Source organism: Burkholderia sp. COPS (assembly GCF_019425585.1).
GTDB classification, from domain to species: Bacteria; Pseudomonadota; Gammaproteobacteria; order Burkholderiales; family Burkholderiaceae; genus Burkholderia; species Burkholderia cepacia.
Window position 1 is genome coordinate 35842 of record NZ_WIXR01000003.1, and the last position, 22628, is coordinate 58469.

Genomic DNA, 22628 nt, shown 5'->3' on the forward strand with positions numbered 1-22628 from the left:
TCGGGCAGCCCTTTTGCATGAGCGGTCGATCCGCCGCGTTACTTCGTCGAGACCGACGCGAGCATTTCGTCGCGTGCTTCGCGCGCTTCCTGCGGCGACAGCCCTTCGATCTTCACGCGGCCCGTGCCGGCGTGCACGAGGCCGATCATCTTGGCAGCGGCATACGACAGGTCGAGCACACGGCCGCGCTTGAACGGCCCGCGATCGTTGACCTTCACGACGACCCACTTGCCGGACGACGCGTTCGTCACCTTGATGTACGACGACAGCGGCAGCGTGCGGTGCGCGGCGGTGAGCGCGTTCATGTTGAAGCGCTCGCCGTTCGCGGTGCGGCGGCCGTGGAAATCCCGCCCGTACCACGATGCGCGGCCCGTCTGGCGGAAGTCGGACACATCCTTGCCGTCGATCGGCTCGGCGTCCGCCAGCGACGACTTCTTCGCGTCCTTGGCGTCGGCAGCCGGCATCGACGCCAGTGCGGAATCGAAATTCAGTTGCTGCTTGTCGTTGTCCGCCTTCGCGGCACCGGCCGTCTTGTCGACCGCGTTCTTCTGGTTCGCGCTACCGGTGGTCTGGCTGGGTGGCACCGCACAGCCCGTCAACGCGAAAAATAATGCAATGGTCCCGAAACGAGTCGGAAATCGTACGTTCATCGACGTGTCGCCTTCTGGTTCGGGCCGCTCCTTCGTCACGCTGCTTCACAGCGCGGACACGCGGCCCGGACGGCAAATGCGTGCACGCCCCGCTCGGATGCGAGCAGGCGGCTAGCATGGGCGCGGCTTTCGTCTATGCCGCAACCGTCCTGATTAGCTTTCACGTCTGGCGCAACCTGTCCCCAACAGCCTGACCAGACCCCACATGCCGCCATCGAACATGGCTTTCACGTTCGCGCGCGTCGAAACGACCAACGCACAGGAACGGCGGCACAGGCCTCATCCGGCGGCGCGGCAGCAGGGCCGCAGGCGGGCGCGCAGCACCCGGCCGGACAAGACGTGAGCACCGAATGCTCGGTGCTGGATACACCGCCGGACTCCCCGGCGGCTGATGCTTGACGGTGCTTCCGACGCCCCTTTTCAACGGGGCCGAAACACCAGCGAATGGCATGAAATTCACGCGCAATGGAGCGCATTATACATAAATCAAAACGCTGTCCTGAAAAGCACCGCCGGCGGACCATTGATTCTCACTATGGCTGTAACAATCGACATGCTCCGGGAATGCCCGGAGGCGCGCACCGCAACGCGCGTCGCGCGGCCGGCAAGCGGCACGCGCGACCGGTACAATCGCTCCTTTTAGCCGCCGGTGCCTCCATGAAAGTCACGCTCATTCCGGTCACGCCGTTCCAGCAGAACTGCTCGCTGCTCGTCTGCGAGAAGACGGGCCGCGCCGCCGTCGTCGATCCGGGCGGCGACCTCGACCGGATCCAGCAGGAAGTCGCGCGGCAGAACGTGCAGGTCGAGAAGGTGCTGCTCACGCACGGGCACATCGATCACTGCGCGGGCGCGAAGACGCTCGCGACGCACTACGGCGTGCCGATCGAAGGGCCGCAGGAAGAAGAGCGCTTCTGGATCGACAAGCTGCCGATGCAGAGCGAGCGCTTCGGCTTTCCGGCCGCCGAAACCTTCGAGCCGGATCGCTGGCTGAACGACGGCGACACCGTGCAGTTCGGCGACGAGACGCTCGAGGTCTATCACTGCCCGGGCCACACGCCCGGCCACGTCGTGTTCTTCAGCCGCGCGCATCGCGTCGCGATCGTCGGCGACGTGCTGTTCGCCGGTTCGATCGGCCGCACCGATTTCCCGCGCGGCAATCATGAGGATCTCGTCCGCTCGATCAAGGAGAAGCTGTGGCCGCTCGGCGACGACGTGACGTTCGTGCCGGGCCACGGCCCGGTGTCGACGTTCGGCGACGAGCGCCGCACGAACCCGTTCGTGTCCGACAAGGTATTCGGATGAACCAGACCGCCATCCCGGAAATCTACGTCAGCACCGACGTCGAGGCCGACGGCCCGATTCCCGGCCCGCACTCGATGCTGAGTTTCGCGTCGGCCGCCTATACCGAGGACAAGCAGCTGATCGCGACCTTCTCGGCCAACCTCGAGACGCTGCCGGGCGCGCAGGCGCACCCGGTGCAGGAAGCGTGGTGGAAGACCGAGCCCGACGCATGGGCCGCGTGCCGCCGCGACCTGCAGGCGCCCGAGGCGGCGCTCGTCGCGTACGTCGACTGGGTCGAGGCGCTGCCCGGCAAGCCGGTGTTCGTCGCGATGCCGGCCGGCTTCGATTTCACGTTCATGTTCTGGTACATGATGCGCTTCGCCGGGCGCTGCCCGTTCTCGTGGTCGGCGCTCGACATCAAGACGCTCGCGTTCGCGATGACGGGCCTGCCGTACCGCAAGGCGATCAAGCCGCGTTTTCCGAAGCACTGGTTCGACGACCATCCGCACACGCACGTCGCGCTCGACGACGCGATCGAGCAAGGCGCGCTGTTCTGCAACATGCTCGCCGACCTGCGCCGCCAGCAGGCCGCGCTCGCGGGCCTCGCGGTGTCGGACACCGATCGGTCGGAAAACGCGGGGGCGGGACAAAACCCCACGGATCCGCGAGCAAATTAGCGAATCTCGCTCAGCAACGCGACGCCAGATTGCCTTTCCTTTCCCGGCCCTCTAACATTCAGCATGTTGTTGCTGCCGCATGGAGGCGCAGGTGACGCTCGATTCCTTTTCGCAAAAAATCCTTCGCCTGTTGCAGCTCGACGCGCGCCGTTCCGTGCAGGAAATTTCCGACCAGGTCGGCCTGTCGAGCACGCCGTGCTGGCGCCGCATCAAGGACATGGAACAGTCGGGCGTGATCCAGCGCTACACGGCGCTGCTCGATCGCGAGAAGCTCGGCCTGCACGTCTGCGCGCTCGCGCACGTGCACCTGACCCGCCACAACGAAGGCGGCGTCGAGCAGTTCGAGCGCGAGATCGCGACCTGCCCGGAAGTCACCGAGTGCTACAGCACGACCGGCGAGGCCGATTACATCCTCAAGATCGTCGCGCCGGACATCAAGGCCTACGACGTGTTCCTGCACGAACGCATCTTCAAGATCCCCGCCGTGTCGCAAGTGCGCACGAGTGTCGTGCTGCGCGAGATCAAGTTCGACACGCAGCTGCCGCTGTAACGGCTGTAACGCACACGCCCGCGCGGGCGGCCCGCTGGCGGCAGGTCACGCCTGCGCGGGCATCGTGCGCGTGAAGCCGATCCGGCGCGCGTCGAACTCGCGCTTCAGCGCGTCGACGTCGAGCCGGCCGGCCAGCGCCGCATCGGTGTCGTGCGGATCGCACGCCAGCGTCACGTCGATCTCGAGCCCCGTGCTCAGGTAATGCAGGTTGATCGCCGCCGCATGCAGCCCGCGCTGCGCGAGCGCGGCCTCGAGCCGCGCCGCGATCTCGCCGCGCGGCGGCAGCGCGAGCGCCGGACGGCGCGCCGCATCGTTCTCGGGGTCGACGTGGATCAGCGCGTCGAGCACGCGCGGGTCGCGCAGCACGCGTGCACGTGCGGTTTCCGCAATGTAATGCCCTTCGGAGACGGAGATCATCGGATCGACGAGGATGTGCGCGTCGACGAGCGCCGCGTCGCCCATCTTGCGCGTGCGCAGGTCGTGCACGTCGCGCACGCCCGGCGTCGCGGCGAGCAGCGCGCGGATCTCGGCCGTGTCGGTCGTATCGAGCGCGCGGTCGGAGAGATCCTGCAACGCGTCATAGCCGAACGTCCAGCCCATGCGCGCGACCATGAAGCCGACGATCGCCGCCGCGATCGGATCGAGCAGCCGCACGCCGGCCAGGCTGCCGACGATGCCGATCGCGACGACGAGCGACGAGGCGGCATCCGAACGCGCATGCCACGCGTTCGCGACGAGCATCGCCGAGCGCACGCGCCGCGCTTCGCGCAGCATGTAGCGAAACAGCGCCTCTTTCGACACGAGCACCGTCAGCGCGACGACCAGCGCGGAAAAATGTACCGCCGGAATATTTTCGAGATTAACGAGACGGTCGCCGGCCCGCCACAGCATGCCAACGCCCACTGCAATCAGGATTGCGCCGAGAAACAGCGACGCGACGGTCTCGTAGCGGCTGTGCCCGTAATTGTGGTCGGCGTCCGGCGATGCGCCGCTATGCCGATTCGCAACCAGCACGACGAAATCCGAGATCAAATCGGAAATCGAATGCACCCCGTCGGCAATCAATGCTTGCGAATGCGCAATCGTGCCGACGACGATCTGAAATGTCGCAAGCACGACATTCAGCACAATACTGACGAACGTACTCTTGCGTGCAACCGCGTGCTTATCTGCGCTCTGCGCGTCGCCGGAAAACGTGGACATGAAATATGAGATATCGGTGTGCGGTACGCAATTCTATCAAGGGTGCCCCGCGAATCCCGCCAATATCCATAAATTTCTTATTCAAATCAATCGCTTATGCGAACAGGTCGTATTTCCATTCGCACCCTCTATCATTACATTTTCATGACAACGCCATGCACGCGGCGGCCGCTGAAAACAAAAAAGCCGCGCTCCTGAACGGACACGCGGCTCTTTTGAAGCGCAGGCGACTTAAACAAACGTTTAAATCGCAAACTGTTCGCGGTTCTTGCCCGCGATCCAGCGCGGCGGCTTGCCGCGGCCCGACCACGTCGCGCCCGTTTCCGGATCGCGGTATTTCGCGGCGACGCCAGCGCGCGGACGGCCAACCTTGCCTGCCTTCGCGCGGCTGAGACCGAGTTCGGCGAGCGAAAAGCCGTAGTCGGCAATTTTCTGCTTCACGTCATTCAGCACTTCAGCGTATTCACGCGACTTCGCTTCTTCGATTTGCTTCTCCAGCTTCTCCCGCTGGGCCAGCAGGTCCTTGTAAGAAGACATAGTTTCCCTTTCTATCTGACTAATGGCGCCGGTCTGCAGCCAGCTCACCATTCATGAAATATATGTGCCTCGGATTTTCGAAGGCAGAGATTAGCACAAAAAAGATTTGATAGAAGCGAGATTCATGAAAATCCCGAGATCAATTGAAATTCACTCGTGTCATTTTGACCGGTCGCGGCCTTTTCTCAAATTTTTACGTTCCTACACAGAGATTAGGACATTAGCCATTGGCTATTAGGCCTATCAACATACGCAATTACCCTGCATTCGGAAAAATAGAAGCTTTCATCAGACGACAGTTTTACGAAAATCGGACGGCGCCACACGCTAAACGGACAAACCGCGGACAAGCCCGCACCGCGACGTCACGTCACATCCCGCGCGCACGCAATCAGCCGCTCGTGCAACGCGCCCGCGTCGGCCAATGGCGTATCGAACGGCGTGCGCACGCGGCGGCCGTCGTGTCGCCAGTCGGCGCCGTGACGATCGACGCCGAGCAATTCGAGCCCGTCGCGGCGCGCCGCGCCGCCGTCGTACGCGTCCCATAACGCCTGTTCCTCGTCGAAGGCGAGCGGCGGCAGCGCATCGAGATGCGTGCCGTCGACCCAGCCCATGCGCCCGAAACCGCCGATATAGCGCAGCCGCTCGACGTCGAGCGCCCAGAACGTGAAATCGCCGAGCGCCAGATAACGCGCGGCGTCCGGCTCGTAGCGCAGGTAGCGCGCGGTGACGTGCGGATCGTCGCCGAGCGGCACGAACCGGCCGAGCAGCGTCGCGCGCTCGGCGTTCAGCACGTCGCCGCCGGACGCGTCGACCACGAGGAAGCCCGCACGCGGATCGGCGGCCAGGTTGCGCGTGTGCTCCGCGAGGCCGCTCACGAGGATCACCGGACGATGGCTTGCATCGGGTGCAAACGGAACGACCGTCGGATACGGGAAGCCCTGCGGATCGCGCGCATGGGTGGCGAGCGTGCCGAGCGCGCAGCGGTGCAGCAGATGCAGGGCGAGAGCGGGATCGATGTTCAAGAGGACTCCTGCGGTCGAAGGGCGGCGCGCCGGGCACGCCATGCGCTTCGATGTTACCCGCGGGCGCGGCACGCCGCGCATCGGTCGAACGGCCAATGCGGCGAATCCCGGAGGGCACCGCGACCGCCGGAACATCGGCCAAGCGGCCATCGCCCGGCAGGATCGTAAGCGGTTCGATAGAATCGGACGGGTCCGACGGGCGCCGCGTGCGTCCGCGCATTTCCTTTGACGAGCCTTTCCGTGTCCGAATCCTCCTCCCCCGAATCGTCGTCCCCGTTCGCCGCGCCGCCCGACGCGCATCGCGTGCTGCCGCTGCCGGCCCGCCAGCGCGCGCGCACGGCGTCGATGGCGCTGTTCTTCGTCGCCGGCATGATGTACGCGTCCTGGGGTGTGCACGTGCCGACCGTGCGCGACAAGTTCGCGCTGAGCCCCGGCCTGCTGTCGATCGCGCTGTTCGCGGTCGCCGGCGGCTCGATCGGCGCGATGCTGACCATCGCGCGCTGGATCACCCGCGTCGGCTCACGCACCGCGTGCCTCGCCGGCGGGCTCGTGATGTCCGCGTGCGCGGCGCTGATCCTCGTCGTGCCCGACTACTGGATGCTGCTCGCGGTGCTCGCGCTGTTCGGTTTCTCGATGGCCACGCTCGACGTCGCAATGAACGCCGAGGCCAGCGCCGTCGAGATCGCGCTCGGCAAGCCGATCATGTCGTCGCTGCACGGGATGTTCAGCATCGGCGGGATGGCGGGCGCGGCCGCCGGCGGCGCGCTGCTGTCGGCCGGCATGGCGCCGGTCGTGCATCTCGCGCTCGCGGCAGCCGTGAGCGCCGCGGTGCTCGTGGCCGCCAGCCCGGCCGTGTTGCCGCACGTGCCGCACCACGAACACGCGCATGGCGGCGGCAACCGCTGGCGCTCGCCCGCGTTGTGGATGCTCGGCGGCATCGCGCTGATTGCACTGGTCGCCGAAGGCGCGATGTACGACTGGGCGACGGTCTACATGCGCGACGTCGTCGCGGCGAGCCCCGCGCTCGCGAGCGCAGCATACGCGGCATTCTCGGGCGGGATGGCCATCGCGCGCTTCGCGGGCGACGCCGTGCGTGCGCGCTTCGGCGCGCCGCAGCTCGTATTCGCGAGCGCGTCGCTCGCATGCGCGGGGATGATCGGCGCGCTGCTGCTGCCGAACCCGGTCGCGGTGCTGACCGGCTTCACGCTGATGGGCCTCGGCCTCGCGAACATGATGCCCGTGCTGTTCGCGGCCGCCGCGCGCGTGAAAGGCATCCACGCGGCCGAAGGGCTCGCGCACGTGGCGGGGCTCGCGTATTTCGGGCTGTTGTTCGGCCCGGTCGTGATCGGTGCGGTCGCGCAGGCCGCGAACCTGACGATCGGCCTGTCGGTCGTCGCGCTGTGCGCGGCGCTCGTCGCGCTGGTCGCGCCGAAGGTGCTCGCCCATCTGAAGATCTGACGGTACGGCGCTCGCCGGGCCGAACGGCCGAAGGGAAACAAAAAGAAAACGCGCATGCGTTGCCGCATGCGCGCTTTCACCCCTTCTGTTGACCGCCTGTTGCGTTACATCTTCACTTCGTCGAGCAGCGACTTCTTGCCGCCCTTGTAGTTGTACAGCGAGATCACGCCGTGCTGCAGGTCGCCCTTCGAGTCGAAGGTCGTCGTGCCGATCACGCCCGAGTAGTTCGTCGCCGGCATCGCGGCGAGGATCTTCGCCGGATCCGTCGAGTTCGCGCGCTTCATCGCGTCGACGATGATGTACACGGCGTCATACGTGAACGGTGCGTAGATCTGGATCGGCTGGCCGAAGCGCTTCTCGTACTTCGCCTTGAACGCCGCGCCGCCCGCCATCTTCTCGAGCGAGGCACCGGCTTCCGAGCACACCACGTTGTCGGTCGCGTCGCCGGCCAGGTCGGCCAGCTTTTCCGTGCACACGCCGTCGCCCGCGAAGATCTTCGCGCGCAGGCCGAGCTGCTTCGCCTGTTTCGCGAACGGGCCGCCGGTGGCATCCATGCCGCCGTACATGATCGCGTCCGGATTCTCGCCCTTGATCTTGGTCAGAATCGCGCGGAAGTCAACCGCCTTGTCGTTCGTCGCGTCATGCGACATCACCTTCAGGCCGAGCGCCTTGGCCTTCTTCTCGAACTCGTTCGCGAGACCCTGGCCGTACGCGGTCGAATCGTCGACCACCGCCACGCTCTTGATGCCCTTCGAGTGCGCGTAGTTCGCGAGTGCCGGGCCCTGCTGCGCATCGGTGGCCACCACGCGGTACGTGGTCTTGAAGCCCTGCTGCGTGTAGGCCGGGTTCGTGGCCGACGGCGAGATCTGCACGATGCCCGCATCGCTGTAGATCTTCGAGGCCGGGATCGACGTGCCCGAGTTCAGGTGGCCGACCACCGCGACGACCTTGTCGTCGACGAGCTTCTGCGCAACCTGCGTGGCCTGGCGCGGGTCGGCCGCGTCATCCTGCGGGTCGAGTTGCAGCGTGATCTTCTGGCCGCCGACCGTGAGACCCTTCGCGTTGATCTCCTCGACTGCGAGACGCGCGCCGTTTTCGTTGTCCTTGCCCAGGTGTGCAATGCCGCCCGTCAACGGCGCGACGTGGCCGATCTTGACGACTTGATCGGCTGACGCGTTGCTTGCAGCTGCAGCGCACAGCATCGCTGCGGCGGTGATCGGCAACAGCTTTTGCATCTTGATATTCATGTAAGTCTCCAGTTCGGTCCCAAAAAACGCCATCGCCCGGTGCCCCGCTGCCATCCCTGTGTTTGCAATCACTGGACGATTCGCCGGATGCATCGTTCATGCACTTGGCCTCAAGCACGTGAAAACCGCCGCTTTTAGCAGCCGCCCGTCCGTACTTGCGCGCAAGTGTAGGTGATCAAATTAATTTGTGGGACTTTTTTGGGGTAGTGGTAACACTACCGATATGCGCACTTTGGAACGACTACTCGAATATCGCTGCAAGCCCCGCCGGATAAGGGTTTCCGCTAATTCCAGAGGCTTCGCCGAAAGGTCGCTTCAAAGTATTCCCGGGGCATTTCGATTCGGTATTTTGTGCCCGGGATCATTGAATGAAACGCGCGTGACAGCGCGCGTTTCGTCGTCCGGCATGAACGATTCAGGCAGCCGCCGCACGCCATTCGGCATCGAGCGCGGCGACGAGCTGCGACGTCGTCAGCGCATCGCCGCGCCGCCGCGCGAGCGGCGCGCCCTGCCCGGCCCACAGCGACAGGTAGTCGCCGTCGTTCGCGCGCGCGGCGGCCTGGCGCAGCGGCTGCGTCAGCGCGTTCTGCACCGGGTACGGCGCGACGTCGGCCACGCGTTCGCCGAGCCGCGCCATCAGCGTATTGCGCAGCCCGCGCGCGTGGCGGCCGGTGATCGCGCGCGTGACCTGCGTCGACGTATCGGTGCTCGCGAGCAGGCGCGCCTTCCAGTCCGCCGCGATCGCGCTTTCCGTGCAGGTGAGGAACGCGGTTCCGAGCTGCGCGCCCTGTGCGCCGAGCGCAAGCGCGGCCGCGATCCCGCGGCCGTCCATGATGCCGCCGGCGGCGAGCACGGGCAGGCCCGTCGCGTCGACCAGTTGCGGCACGAGCGCGAACGTGCCGATCAGCGCGTCGTCGGCGGAACCGATGAACGTGCCGCGATGGCCGCCCGCCTCGGCGCCCTGCGCGGACAACGCGTCGGCGCCGGCCGCCTGCCATGCGAGCCCCTCGGCCACGTGCGTCGCCGTGCCGATCACGTAGGTGCCGGCGGCCTTCAGGCGCGCGACGTCGGCCGCGTCGAGCACGCCGAACGTGAAGCTTGCAACGGGCACGCGCAGCGCCACCAGCGCATCGAGTTGCGCACGGAAATCCGGCGCGTAGCGCGCGGGCGCGGTGCCCGGCGGCAATCCGAGCGCCGCGTTCAGCGGGTCGATCGCGGCCAGCGCACGCGCGACGGTCGCCGCGTCGGGCGTCGCGTCCGGCAGCACGAACAGGTTGATCGCGAACGGGCGGGCGGTCGCCGCGCGGATGGCTTCGACTTCGGTCGCGAGGCGCTCGGGCGCGAACGCGGCGGCGCCGAGACTGCCGAGCGCGCCGGCGTTCGATGCGGCGGCGACCATCTCGGCCGTGGTCGCGCCGACCATCGGCGCCTGCACGAGCGGCACGCGCAGGCCGAAGCGTTCGGAAAAGGGCGTGGAAAACAGGCGGGCAGACATGGCGAATCCTTCGATGACGATGCGCGAAAGCGCTTTGTAAAGGCTGGCACATCGACTCTATCGAAGCGGCGCCGCACCGAAAAATGAATAATCGAGATCGAAACGATCGCTGCGCGAGAAGCAGGCGCGCGTGCTGCGCCGATACACGATCGGCGGCACATGAGGCCGCCCCTCTCACCCCGGGAGCGCTTCCTGCACCGTCACACGATCGGTGGCACACTAGGCCGCCTCTTTCACCCCGGGGCGCGCATCGCGCACCCCGTTCGCCAGGAGTTCAGAACGTGACTGCCCAATGGATCGACATCCCGACCGGTAACGACAGCTTCGGCGGCTATCTCGCGCTGCCCAAGCGCGGCACTGGCCCTGCCGTCATCATCATCCAGGAGATCTTCGGCGTGAACTCGCACATCCGCGCGGTCGCCGACCAGTACGCGTCCGACGGCTTCGTCGCGCTCGCGCCGGACGTGTTCTGGCGCACGCAGCCGCGCGTCGAGCTGACCTATGAAGGCGCGGACCGCGACAAGGGCATCGAGCTGATGAAAAAGACCGACGTGGGCCTCGCGGTCGCGGACATTGGCGCGGCCGCCGATGCGTTGCGCGCGCGCCCCGAAGTGGCCGGCAAGATCGCCGCGATCGGCTACTGCTTCGGCGGCCAGCTCGCGTACCGCGCGGCCGCGACCGGCAAGATCGACGCGGCCGTGGCTTACTACGGCGGCGGCATCCAGAACGCGCTCGACCTCGCCGGCAAGGTCACGCAGCCGATCCTGTTCCACTACGCCGAAAACGACCACGGCATCCCGCTCACGGCCGTCGACCAGGTGAAGGCCGCGTTCGCCGGCCACGGCCATGCGTCGTTCCACGTCTATCCGGGCGCCGAGCACGGCTTCAACTGCACGGATCGCGCGTCGTACAACCAGCGCGCATCGGCGCTCGCGCACGGCCGCACGCTGACCTTCCTCGCCGAGCACCTCTAAAAACGGCCGGCAGCGGGCCCCTCGCAGCGGGCCCGCGTTATGCTGCCGACATCGCCACGCGTCACAACGGGGGTGACTGCGATGCACTCGGACTATCTCGCGCACGACGCGATCGGCCTCGCCGCACTGGTACGCGAACGCAAGGCGAGCCCGCGCGAACTGCTCGACGCCGCGATCGGCCAGGCCGAAGCGGTCAACAGCGCGATCAACGCGATCGTGCTGCAGGACTACGAAGCCGCACGCCAGCGTGCGGCCGCCACGCCGGACGGCGGCGGCGCCGACGCACCGTTCGCCGGCGTGCCGTATCTGGTCAAGGATCTCGGCGCGGCGGTGGCCGGGCTGCCGCTGTCGATGGGCAGCCGGCACTACCGGTATTTCGTGCCGGACGACGATTCGCCGGTGATCGCGCGAAGCCGCGCGGCCGGGCTCAACGTGTTCGGCAAGACCAACACGTCGGAAATCGGCCAGATGCCGTACACGGAACCCGAACTGTTCGGCGCGTGCCGCAATCCGTGGAATCTCGACCACACGCCCGGCGGCTCGAGCGGCGGCGCGGCCGCGGCCGTCGCGGCCGGCATCGTGCCGCTCGCGCATGCGTCCGACGGCGGCGGCTCGATCCGCATTCCGGCGTCGTGCTGCGGGCTGTTCGGCCTGAAGCCGACCCGCAACCCGGTCCTCGTCGACCGGCCGTCGAACGGCGAGCTGGTGGTCCAGCATGCGGTCACGCGCAGCGTGCGCGACAGCGCGCTGCTGCTCGACGTGACGACCGGCCAGACCTTGCCGGCCGGCGCGCCCGGCACGTTCCTCGGCGAGCTCGACACGCCGCCCGGCCCGCTGCGGATCGGCCTCGTGCTCGACCCGATGCTCGCGCCGGCGCTCGCCGACGACACCCGCGCGGCGCTCGACGACGCGGCCGCGCTGCTCGAATCGCTCGGCCACCACGTCGAGCCGGCGACGCTGAACGTCAACTACGCACGCACGGCCGAAACCTTCCTCACACTGTGGGCGACGATCGCCGAGGAGATGGTGCTCGGCGCACGCGCGCTGACCGGCCGCACGCCGAAGCGCGGCGAATTCGAAGCCGCGACGTGGGCGATGGCCGTGGTCGGCCGGCGCCTCGCGCGCACCCGCCTGCCGGACGTGCTCGAATGGCAGCGCCAGCTCACCGTGCAGGTCTCCGGCCTCGTGTCGCGTTACGACGCGATCCTGTGCGCGTCGCTCGCGGGGCCGCCGGTGAAGATCGGCGAATTGCAGCCGACGCCGTTCGAATCGGCGCAGATGAAGGTGCTCGCCGCGCTGCCGGTGAAGCCGCTGCTGAAGGAAATGCTCGCGAGGTCGTCGGAAAAGGCGTTCACGTGGGCCGGCTGCACCGAGCTGTTCAACCTGACCGGCCAGCCGGCGATGTCGGTGCCGCTCTACTGGAACGCGCGCGGGCTGCCGATCGGCGTGCAGTTCGCCGCGCGCCACACCGACGACGCGCTGCTGCTCAGGCTGGCACGGCAGCTCGAACAGGCGCGGCCGTGGTTCGACCGCCGCCCGCCGTTGATGCAGGCGCAGCGCTGACGCACGCGGCCCCGCTCCGCAACCCTCGAAAAAAAGCCCCGCCGGCAGAAACCGGCGGGGCTTTCACGCGTGCAGCCGCGTGAGCGCGCCTACACGTCGAGCCGTTCACAGATCGTCCGCGTCGCGGCCGCCGTGTTCAGCGTATAGAAATGCAGCCCGGGCACGCCCGCGTCGACCAGACGCTGGCACAGGCCCGTGACGACGTCCGCGCCGAACGCGCGGATCGACTCGCGATCGTCGCCGAAGCTCTCGAGCCGGCGTGCGACCCAGCGCGGCACTTCGGCACCGCACATCTCGGAGAAGCGCATCAGCTGCGAGAAGTTCGTGATCGGCATGATGCCCGGCACGATCGGCACGTCCACGCCCAGCTTGCGCGCATCGTCGACGAAGCGGAAATACGCGTCGGCGTTGAAGAAGTACTGCGTGATCGCGGAATTCGCGCCGGCCTTCACCTTGCGCGCGAAATTCTCGAGATCGGCCTTCGGCGAGCGCGATTGCGGGTGGTACTCCGGGTAGCCGGCGACCTCGATGTGGAACCAGTCGCCATGCTCGGCGCGGATGAAGCTGACGAGCTCGGACGCATAGCGCAGCTCGCCGACCGCGCCCATCCCGGACGGCAGGTCGCCGCGCAGCGCGACGATGTGCCGGATGCCGTACGAGCGGTACTGGTCGAGGATCGCGCGCAGGCTGTCGCGCGACGAGCCGATGCACGACAGGTGCGGCGCGGCCTCGAGGCCGTCCTTCTGCATGTCGAGCACGGTATCGAGCGTGCCCTGCTGCGTCGAGCCGCCGGCGCCGAACGTCACGGAGACGAATTTCGGCTTCAGCGGCATCAGTTGCGCACGCGTGGCGCGCAGCTTCTCGACGCCTTCCGCCGTCTTCGGCGGGAAGAATTCAAACGAGAGTTCGATCGGTTTCATGATTCGGTGGGAACAGGCTCAGGCCTCAGCCGATGTCGCGCTGACCGAAGATCAGGGCGGACAGCAGCCACGACACGATGCTGTACAGGATCGAACCGAAGAACGCGGACCAGAACCCCGACACCTCGAAGCCCTTCAGCAGCGACGACGCGAACCAGAAGCACAACGCGTTCACGACGAGGATGAACACCCCGAGCGTGACGATCGTGACGGGCAGCGTCAGCAGGATCAGCACCGGGCGGATCACCGTGTTGATCAGGCCGAGCACGACCGCGATGATCAGCGCCGTGCCGAAGCTCTTGATGTGGATCGACGGCACGAGGTACGTGATGATCAGCAGCGCGAGCGCGTTGATGACCCAGGTGAGAATGACGCTCATGGAGTGCTCCGGTTCGGTTGTCGATCGGTACGATCAGTGGCCGCCGCCGGCCGCCGCGGGTGCCCGAAGGCGCGCCGCGGCAGCCGGCGATCCCGCGCCGTGCCGCGGTACCGGGTGCGCGTCGGCGACGCGCGCACGGCACCGCGGCGGCGGCGCATCGGATCAGTAGCGGTAGTGGTTCGGCTTGAACGGGCCGTCCTTCTGCACGCCGATATACGAAGCCTGCTCGTCGGACAGCACGGACAGGTTCGCGCCGATGCGCGCGAGGTGCAGGCGCGCGACCTTTTCATCGAGATGCTTCGGCAGCACGTACACCTTGTTCTCGTACTCGTTGCCGCGCACGAACAGTTCGATCTGCGCGAGCGTCTGGTTCGCGAACGAGTTCGACATCACGAACGACGGGTGGCCGGTCGCGCAGCCGAGGTTCACGAGGCGGCCTTCCGCCAGCAGGATCACGCGCTTGCCGTCCGGGAAGATGATGTGGTCGACCTGCGGCTTGATGTTTTCCCACTGGTACTGGCGGGTCGACGCGACGTCGATTTCCGAGTCGAAGTGGCCGATGTTGCAGACGATCGCGTTGTGGCGCATCGCCTTCATGTGATCGTGGTTGATCACGTGGTAGTTGCCGGTGGCCGTCACGAAGATGTCGGCCTTGTCGGCCGCGTATTCCATCGTCACAACGCGGTAGCCTTCCATCGCCGCCTGCAGCGCGCAGATCGGATCGATTTCGGTGACCCACACGGTCGCGCCCAGGCCGCGCAGCGACTGCGCGCAGCCCTTGCCCACGTCGCCGTAGCCCGCGACGACCGCGACCTTGCCCGCGATCATCACGTCGGTCGCACGCTTGATGCCGTCGACCAGCGATTCACGGCAGCCGTACAGGTTGTCGAACTTCGACTTCGTGACCGAGTCGTTCACGTTGAACGCCGGGAACGGCAGGCGGCCGTCCTTTTCCATCTGGTACAGGCGGTGCACGCCGGTCGTGGTTTCTTCGGTCACGCCCTTGATGTGCGCGAGGCGCGTCGAGTACCAGGTCGGGTCCGCGTCGAGGTGCTTCGCGATCGACTTGTACAGCGCGACTTCTTCCTCGTTGGTCGGCTTCGCGATCACCGAACGGTCCTTCTCGGCCTTCGCGCCGAGGATCAGCAGCAGCGTTGCGTCGCCGCCGTCGTCCAGGATCATGTTCGCGAATTCGCCGTTCGGCCATTCGAAGATGCGGTGCGAGAACTCCCAGTATTCGTCGAGCGATTCGCCCTTGAACGCGAACACCGGCGTGCCGGCTTCGACGATCGCGGCAGCCGCGTGATCCTGCGTCGAGAAGATGTTGCACGATGCCCAGCGGACGTCGGCGCCGAGCGCCTTCAGCGTCTCGATCAGCACGCCGGTCTGGATCGTCATGTGCAGCGAACCCGCGATGCGCGCGCCCTTCAGCGGCTGCTGCGCCTTGTATTCGTCGCGGATCTGCACGAGGCCCGGCATTTCGGTCTCGGCGATGTTCAGTTCCTTGCGGCCCCAGCCGGCCAGCGCCATGTCGGCGACGACGAAATCGTTGGAGGCTTTGGAATCGATAATGGCGTTCATCACGCCCTCCTTTCTAAAAAGTTTCTAGATTGGTGACGTGAGCGCCGTTCAGGAAGCGGGGCCGGTGCGACGGTCGCGATACGCGCGCCGCACGGCTGCTTGGTGAAGCTTTCCGAGCCTGGCGGACGCAGAGGTCCGTCGCAACGCTCCTCGGAAAACGGAGGGGATTGTAGCAAATCGGCGCGCGGAATGCGCACACGGATGCAGATGCCAAACGCGCGGCGTCGACGCGCGCGGCCGTCGGGAACGGTAAAGGGTCAGGATTCCGCGCCGACCCACGCCTGTTCGCGCAGCCGCGCGCGCAGGCGCGCGACGGCCTGGCTGTGCAGCTGGCATACGCGCGATTCGCTCACTTCGAGCACCGCGCCGATCTCGCGCAGATTCAGACCCCGTTCGTAGTACAGCGACATCAGCAGCTTCTCGCGCTCCGGCAGCCGCTCGATCGCCTCCACGAGCGCTTCGCGCAGGTGCTCGTCGAGCAGTGCCGACAGCGGGTCCGCGTGGTCGACGCGGTAGCGGTCGAGGAACGGCTCGTCGTCGGCCGCGCGGTCGAAATCCTCGTAGTAGATCAGCTGGCTGCCGTGCAGGTCCTGCAGCATCCCCTGGTACTCGTCGAGCGGCATGTTCAGGTGCTGCGCGATCTCGGTCTCGCTCGCCGAGCGGCCGAGATGCTGCTCGACCTGGTGCACCGCGTGCTCGACCTCGCGCGACGTCTTGCGCAGGCTGCGCGGCAGCCAGTCGTTGCTGCGCAGCTCGTCGAGCATCGCGCCGCGGATGCGCTGCGTCGCGTAGGTCTCGAACTGCGCGCCCTGGTCTTCCTTGTAGCGGCCGGCCGCGTCCATCAGGCCGATCATGCCGGCCTGGATCAGGTCGTCGAGGTCGACGCTCGCCGGCATTTTCGCGACGAGCTGCAGCCCGAGGCGACGCACGAGCGGCGCATATTGCGCGAGCACGTCGGCCTGGGACATCTTTCCTTGAGCGTTGTACATCATGGCTCTCTCCTTCCGGTGGCGCTCATGCGGCGTGTGCCGCGCCCGCCTCATACGACGGCTTGCCGCCCGCGTGCACGGCGCGGCCCGCACCCGAACGCGGGCGCATCGGCCAGTACAGCAGGTCGGCGGCGATCTGCCGGTAGTCGCGCGCGGCGGCCGACGACGGGAACGCGTCGACCGCGGCGCGCGTCAGCTCGCGCGCATGCTCGACGAGCGGATCGGCGCTCACGCAGCCCGCGTCGTCGATCGACACCGTCAGGTAGCGGCTCGCGACGCCCGCGAGGTTGTCGAACGCGACCTTCGCATCCGCGTGGCTGCCGACGTGATTGGTCAGCACGCGGAACTGCGCGAGCGCGTGCGCGAAATGCAGCCGCTTCATGCACGCGTATGCCTCGGTGATCGCCTGCGCGGCGACCCGCGTGACGACCAGCACGTCGTGCGCTTCGCGGGCGAGCGCCGAGAACGAACCGTCGGCGCCGAGCTGCGCGTCGACGAGGACGATGTCGGCCGGCCCGTCGATGAAATCGCTGAGCTGCGCGTCGGTGTAGCCGGCGCGCGCGAGCCGCGCGGCGGCGCACAGGCCGAAGCCGGCCGCGACCCGCGTGCGCTCGCCGTCACGCAGCCACGCGCCCGCGAGCGTCGCGCTGGCCGAATGCACGTCGGCGCGCTCGTCGACGACGAGCACGTCCTTGCCGAGCGACGCGAGCGCCGCCGCGAGGTTCACGACGGTGGACGTGCAGCCGACACCCGCCGGCCCGCCCGTCACCGCGACGATGCGCGACGCGCGCCCGGCCAGCAGGCGCCGCAGCCCTTCGGCCTGGTCGATGATTCGTTTATCCAAATCGCACCTCGTGCAGCTCGGCGGTGGAACGTGCGGTCAGTGCGGAAAGCAGCGTCGGCATGTCCTCGTCTTGCGGCACGAAGGGCGAGCCGTCGCGCGGCACACAGAACGCGCTCTTCAGCAGGAATCGGGTCGATGCGACGTACAGGTTCTCCGGCACCTTCTGGCCGGTCGACACGTAGTGGATCGGCAGCTTGTAGCGGATCACCGTGTCGAGCACGCCGCCGAGGTGGGTCGCCTCGTCGAGCTTCGTGAGGATGCAGCCGGCCAGGTCCGGATGCTCGCCCGCGCTGCGGTACGCCTGCACGACTTCGTTGAGCGTGTCGCCATGGCTCGTCGCGTTGAGCAGCAGCAGGCGCTGCACCGGCGCGTTCGCGCCGTGCAGCATCGCGATCTGGTCGGATACCGCGCGGTCGCGCTGGCTCATGCCGATCGTGTCGATCAGCACGATGTGCTTGTTGCGCAGCTCGGACAGCGCGAGCGCGAGATCGCCCGCATCCTTCACCGCGTGCACGGGCACGCCGAGGATCTTGCCGAAGATGCGCAGTTGTTCGTGGCCGCCGATCCGGTAGCTGTCGGTGGTCAGCAGCGCGACCTTGCTCGCGCCGAAGCGCATCACGCAGCGCGCGGCCAGCTTCGCGGTGGTGGTCGTCTTGCCGACGCCCGTCGGCCCCATCAGCGCGAACACGCCGCCGCGCTCCATCAGCGCGTCCTCGCTGTCGAGCACCGGCAGGTTCGCCGCGAGCACCGACTGCGCCCATTCGGCCGCCTGTTCGAAGCTCTGCGCGCCGTCGCCGGACGGCATGTTGTCGACCAGCATCCGCACGAGCTGCGCGGAGAAACCGGCCGCGAACAGGTGCTTCGTCAGCGCGCCATGCACGGCGCTGCGACGCTGGCGGTCGTGCCACATCAGGCTGTCGAACTGCTCTTCCATCATCCCGCGCAGCTCGCCCAGCTCCTGCATCACCGTATCGTTGACGATCCGCTCGATGCGCGACTTCACCGCATCGGCCACCGCGGCGGCGGCGTCGGCGGACAGGCGCGTGCGCTCGGCCGCCTTCGCGGCCTGCGCAGCGCCCGGGTCCGGCGCGCGGGTCGCGGCGGCCGGCATCCGGCGCTCGGCGTCGCGCACGATGTCGCGCGCCCAGCCGGGTGGCGTCGCGCTCGCGGCGGCCTGCGGGGCCGGCGGGCTCGGCTGCGGCGCGGCAGGCGCCGCCTGCGTGCGCGCCATCAGCGCATCGCGCTGCTGGGTCAGCCGCTTCGCGTGCTCGACCAGCCACGGTGCGGGTTCGGAAGCCGCTGCCGGCGCACCGGCAGCGGAAGCGGCTGCCGACGGCATGCCGGCCAGCGGGTCCGCATCGAGCGTCGAAGCTGGCGCGGCCGTGTCGTCCGAGTTCGCGTCCGTATCGGCGCTTGCGCCGAACATCGACGAGAACACGTCCGGCAACCCGCCTTCGCCTGCCGCATACGGATTGACGGCCGGGCGGGCGAGCGCCGCGCCCGGGCGCGACACGATGCCCGGCACCGCGGCGGCGGGCACCGATTCCGGCACGCGCGGCGCGGTCATGCGTGCGCGCGCCGCGGCCGGCGGCGTCACGGCGGCCAGGTCCGAATCGGCGAGGGCGACGATTTCCACGCTGCCGTCATCGAGCGTGCGGTTCGACAGCACGACCGCGTCGGCGCCGAGCGCCTCGCGCACGAGACGAAGTGCGTCGCGGCTCGTTGCGCCGGTGAATTTGCGAATGTTCAAGCGGAACCCCCGATGACGTTAACGACTTTGATCGTGCGTGTGTCCGGCACTTCGGCGTACGACAGCACTTTCAATTGCGGCAGGCTGCGGCGCAGGAAACGCGCGAGCATCGCGCGCAGCGCGTGCTGCACGAGCAGCACGGGCGGCAGCCCGAGATTCTGTTGACGCAGCATCGCCTGCTGCGTGCCGGTCAGAAGGTTGTGCGCGAGGCCGGGTTCGAGGCCCGGGTTCGCGCCGGTGGCGAGCGCCTGCGACAGCACGCGTTCGAGATTCGCGTCGAGGCCCATCACCTGCATCTCGCCCGCGCCCGGATACCACTGCTGCGTGATCGCGCGGCCGAGCGCGAGCCGCACCGCGGCCGTGATCTCGAACGCGTCGCCGCGGCCCGCGTGTTCGGACACGGCCTCGAGGATCGTGCGCATGTCGCGGATCGGCACGCCTTCCTCGAGCAGGTTCTGCAGCACCTTCTGCAGCGTCGTCAGCGAGATCGTCTTCGGCACGAGGTCCTCGACGAGCGACGGCGCGTCCTTGCCGGTGCGCTCGACGAGCGCCTGCACTTCCTGGCGGCCGAGCAGCTCGGCCGCGTGCTGGACGACCAGATGGTTCAGGTGCGTCGCGACGACCGTGCTCGCGTCGACCACCGTGTAGCCGTACACCTGCGCCTGTTCGCGCATCGCGACGTCGATCCACACGGCCGGCAGCCCGAACGCGGGGTCCTGCGTGACGGCGCCCGGCAGCGCGGCCGTCACCTGGCCGGGGTTGATCGCGAGCCACTGGCCCGGGAACACTTCGCCGACGCCGATCTCGACGCCCTTCAGCGCGATCCGGTACGCGTTCGGCCGCAGCTCGAGGTTGTCGCGGATATGAATCACGGGCGGCAGGAAGCCGATTTCCTGCGCGAATTTCTTGCGGATGCTCTTGATGCGCTTGAGCAGTTCGCCGTCGCTGTTCTTGTCGACGAGCGGGATCAGCCGGTAGCCGACTTCGAGGCCGAGCGGGTCGATCAGCTGCACGTCGTCCCAGGTCGCCTCGTGGCTGTCGGACGGCAGCACGGCGGGCGGTGCGATGTCGGTCAGGTCGCCGGCCGCCTTGCGGGCCGCCGCGCGCTTCGTCTGCGTGCGGGCCAGCCAGATCGCGCCGCCGCCGAGCGCGAGGAACGCGAAGTGCGGCATGCCCGGGATCAGCCCCATCAGCACGATGATCGCGCCGGTGATGTTCAGCACGCGCGGGTTCGTGAACAGCTGGCCGGTGATCTGCGTGCCGATGTCCTCGTCGGTCGCGACGCGCGACACGATCACGCCGGCCGCCGTCGAGATCACGAGCGACGGGATCTGCGCGACGAGGCCGTCGCCGATCGTCAGCAGCGTGTAGTTCGTGCCGGCCGCGGCGAACGTCATGTCGTGCTGGACCATCCCGACGATCAGCCCGCCGATCACGTTGATCGCCATGATGATCAGGCCGGCGATCGCGTCGCCGCGCACGAACTTCGACGCGCCGTCCATCGACCCGTAGAACTCGGCTTCCTGCGAGACGGCCAGGCGGCGCTTGCGCGCCTGCTCTTCGTTGATGAGGCCCGCGTTCAGGTCGGCGTCGATCGCCATCTGCTTGCCGGGCATCGCGTCGAGCGTGAAGCGCGCGGACACTTCGGCGATCCGCCCCGCGCCCTTCGTGATCACCATGAAGTTGATGATCATCAGGATCACGAACACGACGATGCCGACCGCGAAGTTGCCGCCGACGAGGAAGTGGCCGAACGCCTCGATCACCTGGCCGGCCGCGTCCGGCCCGGTGTGGCCCTCGAGCAGCACGACGCGCGTCGACGCGACGTTCAGCGACAGGCGCAGGAGCGTCGAGAACAGCAGCACGCTCGGGAACGCCGCGAAGTCGAGCGGCTTCATCGTGTACATGCTGACGAGCAGCACCATCACGGACAGCGCGATGTTGAACGTGAACAGCAGATCCAGCAGCATCGGCGGCAGCGGCAGGATCATCATCCCCAGGATCATGCAGATGAGGATCGGGCCCGCGAGCGCGCGCAGGTTGGTGCCTGCGAACGGATTCTGGCGCTTCGCGAACAGGCCGGTCGGGGTGCTCATGCCGCGCCTCCGTTACCGAGCGTGTCTTCGGCTTCCTCGCGTTCGTCGTCGGCGGAGACCGACGCGCCCTTGTCGAGGTCGGCCGGCACGTCCAGGTCGACCGGCACCGCCGGGAACGCGCCGCCTTCCGAACGGAAGCGCTTGAGCTGGTAGACCCACGCGAGCACTTCGGCGACGGCCGAGTACAGCGAGCCGGGAATCTCGCGTTCGAGTTCGACGTTGTGATACAGCGCACGCGCGAGCGGCGGCGCTTCGAGCAGCGGCACGTTGTGTTCGGCCGCGAGTTCGCGGATGCGCGCGGCGACGAGGTTCACGCCCTTCGCGACGACCTTCGGCGCGCGCATCTCGCCGTCCGTGTATTGCAGCGCGACGGCGAAGTGCGTCGGGTTCGTCACGACCACGTCGGCCTTCGGCACGGCCGCCATCATCCGGCGCCGCGCGATCGCGCGCTGCTGCTGGCGAATCCGCCCCTTCACGTGCGGATCGCCTTCGTTCTCGCGATGCTCGCGCTTCACTTCTTCCTTCGTCATGCGCAACTTCTTGTTGTACTGCCAGATTTGGTAAGGCACGTCGAGCGCGGCGACCACCAGCATCCCGGCGACCGTCGTGCCGCAGCACACGGCGACCAGGTGCAGCGCATCGGGCAGCGCCACGCCGAGCGGCTGCATCGCGAGACCGAGCAGCTCGTCCTTGCTGCGCCAGATCGCGACGCCGCCGATCACGCCGACGACCAGCGTCTTCGCGAGCGACATCCCGAGCTGGATCGGCCCCTGGATTGAGAAGATCCGGCCGAGGCCCGAGATCGGGTTCAGGCGGTCGAACTTCAGTTCGAACGTCTTCTGCGAGATCAGCCAGCCGCCGAGCGCCATCGGCGCGAGCAGCGCGGCGACACCGGTGAGCGCGAGCAGCGGCAGCAGCGCGGCGAAGCCTTCGAGGCTCGCGCTGCCGGCCGCCGACAGCATCCGGTTCGTGTCGAACGCGGTCGCGCGATCGAACAGGAACGCGCCGCGCAGCATTGCCTGCAGATGCCCGCCCGACGGGCCCGCGAGCAGCCAGGCACCGTAGAACCCGGCCGCGAGCAGCGCGAACGAAGCCAGTTCGCGCGAACGCGCGACCTGCCCCTCCTCGCGCGCCTTCTCGCGGCGCCTGGGAGTGGCGGCTTCGGTCTTGTCGAGATCGCTCTCGTCTGCCACGGGGCCTCCAGTCGGGTACGGCGGAATGCCGCTTTCCAGTGACACCGATTATTCATGGAGGCGTCAAACACCGATCGGTCGAGCAAAGCCGGGAAAGGGGGGTATTTCGGGGAATCGGGCGAGCCGGTGCAAACGCGGCGGGACGGGGCCGGAAGAGGGACGGAACGGGGTGCGGCGCGGCGGCGAAACGGGCCGGCCGGTGCGATGGCGGGGGTG

At 67.7% G+C, this 22628-nt stretch carries 20 protein-coding genes and 1 riboswitch; of the genes, 6 read left to right on the plus strand and 14 right to left on the minus strand.

Going from position 1 to position 22628, the window contains the following annotated elements:
- Window positions 1-38 precede the first annotated feature (38 nt).
- Window positions 39-650 carry a septal ring lytic transglycosylase RlpA family protein gene (locus tag FOZ70_RS02575; protein WP_027788623.1) on the minus strand — a complete coding sequence of 204 codons (612 nt, stop codon included), beginning with the start codon at window positions 648-650 and terminating at the stop codon, window positions 39-41.
- A 657-nt stretch (window positions 651-1307) separates the two neighbouring features.
- Here FOZ70_RS02575 and FOZ70_RS02580 point away from each other — a divergent pair.
- The 3 genes from FOZ70_RS02580 to FOZ70_RS02590 all read left to right on the plus strand — a co-directional run bounded on the left by FOZ70_RS02580 (window position 1308) and on the right by FOZ70_RS02590 (window position 3158).
- Window positions 1308-1952, plus strand: a complete 645-nt coding sequence (locus tag FOZ70_RS02580; RefSeq protein WP_124467899.1) for an MBL fold metallo-hydrolase — start codon at window positions 1308-1310, stop codon at window positions 1950-1952.
- Window positions 1949-2608 (plus strand): glycerol-3-phosphate ABC transporter permease UgpE, encoded by a 660-nt coding sequence (locus FOZ70_RS02585; protein ID WP_021158625.1) that lies wholly within the window; start codon window positions 1949-1951, stop codon window positions 2606-2608. Before FOZ70_RS02580 ends, FOZ70_RS02585 begins: the two co-directional genes overlap by 4 nt.
- Before the next feature lie 79 nt (window positions 2609-2687).
- Complete coding sequence (locus tag FOZ70_RS02590; RefSeq protein WP_006477376.1) at window positions 2688-3158, plus strand: Lrp/AsnC family transcriptional regulator; 471 nt, start codon at window positions 2688-2690, stop codon at window positions 3156-3158.
- 45 nt (window positions 3159-3203) lie between these two features.
- Here the strand turns inward: FOZ70_RS02590 and FOZ70_RS02595 are convergent, their stop codons facing one another.
- The 3 genes from FOZ70_RS02595 to FOZ70_RS02605 all read right to left on the minus strand — a co-directional run bounded on the left by FOZ70_RS02595 (window position 3204) and on the right by FOZ70_RS02605 (window position 5923).
- A complete protein-coding gene (locus FOZ70_RS02595; RefSeq protein WP_124590511.1) occupies window positions 3204-4361 on the minus strand; it encodes a cation diffusion facilitator family transporter in 1158 nt (385 codons plus the stop codon).
- 243 nt (window positions 4362-4604) lie between these two features.
- A complete protein-coding gene (locus FOZ70_RS02600; protein WP_006491875.1) occupies window positions 4605-4898 on the minus strand; it encodes an H-NS histone family protein in 294 nt (97 codons plus the stop codon).
- A 365-nt stretch (window positions 4899-5263) separates the two neighbouring features.
- A complete protein-coding gene (locus FOZ70_RS02605; protein WP_021164269.1) occupies window positions 5264-5923 on the minus strand; it encodes a pyridoxamine 5'-phosphate oxidase family protein in 660 nt (219 codons plus the stop codon).
- Between the two features lie 240 nt (window positions 5924-6163).
- On the opposite strand from FOZ70_RS02605, the gene FOZ70_RS02610 reads away from it, so the two are divergent.
- Window positions 6164-7381 (plus strand): MFS transporter, encoded by a 1218-nt coding sequence (locus FOZ70_RS02610; protein ID WP_219704894.1) that lies wholly within the window; start codon window positions 6164-6166, stop codon window positions 7379-7381.
- 104 nt (window positions 7382-7485) lie between these two features.
- Here the strand turns inward: FOZ70_RS02610 and FOZ70_RS02615 are convergent, their stop codons facing one another.
- The gene (locus tag FOZ70_RS02615; RefSeq protein WP_027788629.1) at window positions 7486-8628 is read right to left on the minus strand and encodes a branched-chain amino acid ABC transporter substrate-binding protein; all 1143 of its coding nucleotides are present in this window, start codon (window positions 8626-8628) and stop codon (window positions 7486-7488) included.
- A gap of 415 nt (window positions 8629-9043) precedes the next feature.
- Complete coding sequence (locus FOZ70_RS02620) at window positions 9044-10123, minus strand: nitronate monooxygenase (RefSeq protein WP_193094105.1); 1080 nt, start codon at window positions 10121-10123, stop codon at window positions 9044-9046.
- Window positions 10124-10404: 281 nt separating this feature from the next.
- On the opposite strand from FOZ70_RS02620, the gene FOZ70_RS02625 reads away from it, so the two are divergent.
- The gene (locus FOZ70_RS02625; protein ID WP_027788631.1) at window positions 10405-11097 is read left to right on the plus strand and encodes a dienelactone hydrolase family protein; all 693 of its coding nucleotides are present in this window, start codon (window positions 10405-10407) and stop codon (window positions 11095-11097) included.
- An 81-nt stretch (window positions 11098-11178) separates the two neighbouring features.
- Window positions 11179-12660: an amidase family protein gene (locus tag FOZ70_RS02630; protein WP_059649939.1), complete on the plus strand. Its 1482-nt coding sequence runs from the start codon at window positions 11179-11181 to the stop codon at window positions 12658-12660.
- An 89-nt stretch (window positions 12661-12749) separates the two neighbouring features.
- On the opposite strand, the gene metF is transcribed toward FOZ70_RS02630, so the two are convergent.
- From metF to flhB, 8 genes are all read right to left on the minus strand, one after another.
- On the minus strand, window positions 12750-13580 hold the full coding sequence (gene metF, locus FOZ70_RS02635; protein WP_021164275.1) for a methylenetetrahydrofolate reductase [NAD(P)H]: 831 nt from the start codon (window positions 13578-13580) through the stop codon (window positions 12750-12752).
- A gap of 25 nt (window positions 13581-13605) precedes the next feature.
- A complete protein-coding gene (locus FOZ70_RS02640; RefSeq protein ID WP_006477367.1) occupies window positions 13606-13959 on the minus strand; it encodes a phage holin family protein in 354 nt (117 codons plus the stop codon).
- Window positions 13960-14121: 162 nt separating this feature from the next.
- On the minus strand, window positions 14122-15540 hold the full coding sequence (ahcY, locus tag FOZ70_RS02645; protein ID WP_027788633.1) for an adenosylhomocysteinase: 1419 nt from the start codon (window positions 15538-15540) through the stop codon (window positions 14122-14124).
- 32 nt (window positions 15541-15572) lie between these two features.
- Window positions 15573-15698, minus strand: a riboswitch (S-adenosyl-L-homocysteine riboswitch).
- Between the two features lie 99 nt (window positions 15699-15797).
- Entirely contained in the window at window positions 15798-16532 is a 735-nt protein-coding gene (locus FOZ70_RS02650) for an RNA polymerase sigma factor FliA (RefSeq protein WP_006484033.1), read from the minus strand.
- A gap of 22 nt (window positions 16533-16554) precedes the next feature.
- Entirely contained in the window at window positions 16555-17373 is an 819-nt protein-coding gene (locus FOZ70_RS02655) for a flagellar synthesis regulator FleN (protein ID WP_021163904.1), read from the minus strand.
- Window positions 17366-19123, minus strand: coding sequence for a flagellar biosynthesis protein FlhF (gene flhF, locus FOZ70_RS02660; RefSeq protein ID WP_111998728.1), 1758 nt, complete (start codon window positions 19121-19123; stop codon window positions 17366-17368). Before flhF ends, FOZ70_RS02655 begins: the two co-directional genes overlap by 8 nt.
- On the minus strand, window positions 19120-21219 hold the full coding sequence (flhA, locus tag FOZ70_RS02665; protein WP_021162676.1) for a flagellar biosynthesis protein FlhA: 2100 nt from the start codon (window positions 21217-21219) through the stop codon (window positions 19120-19122). The genes flhF and flhA overlap by 4 nt, the downstream gene beginning before the upstream one ends.
- Complete coding sequence (gene flhB / locus FOZ70_RS02670; protein WP_021162677.1) at window positions 21216-22412, minus strand: flagellar biosynthesis protein FlhB; 1197 nt, start codon at window positions 22410-22412, stop codon at window positions 21216-21218. The genes flhA and flhB overlap by 4 nt, the downstream gene beginning before the upstream one ends.
- Window positions 22413-22628: the final 216 nt, after the last annotated feature.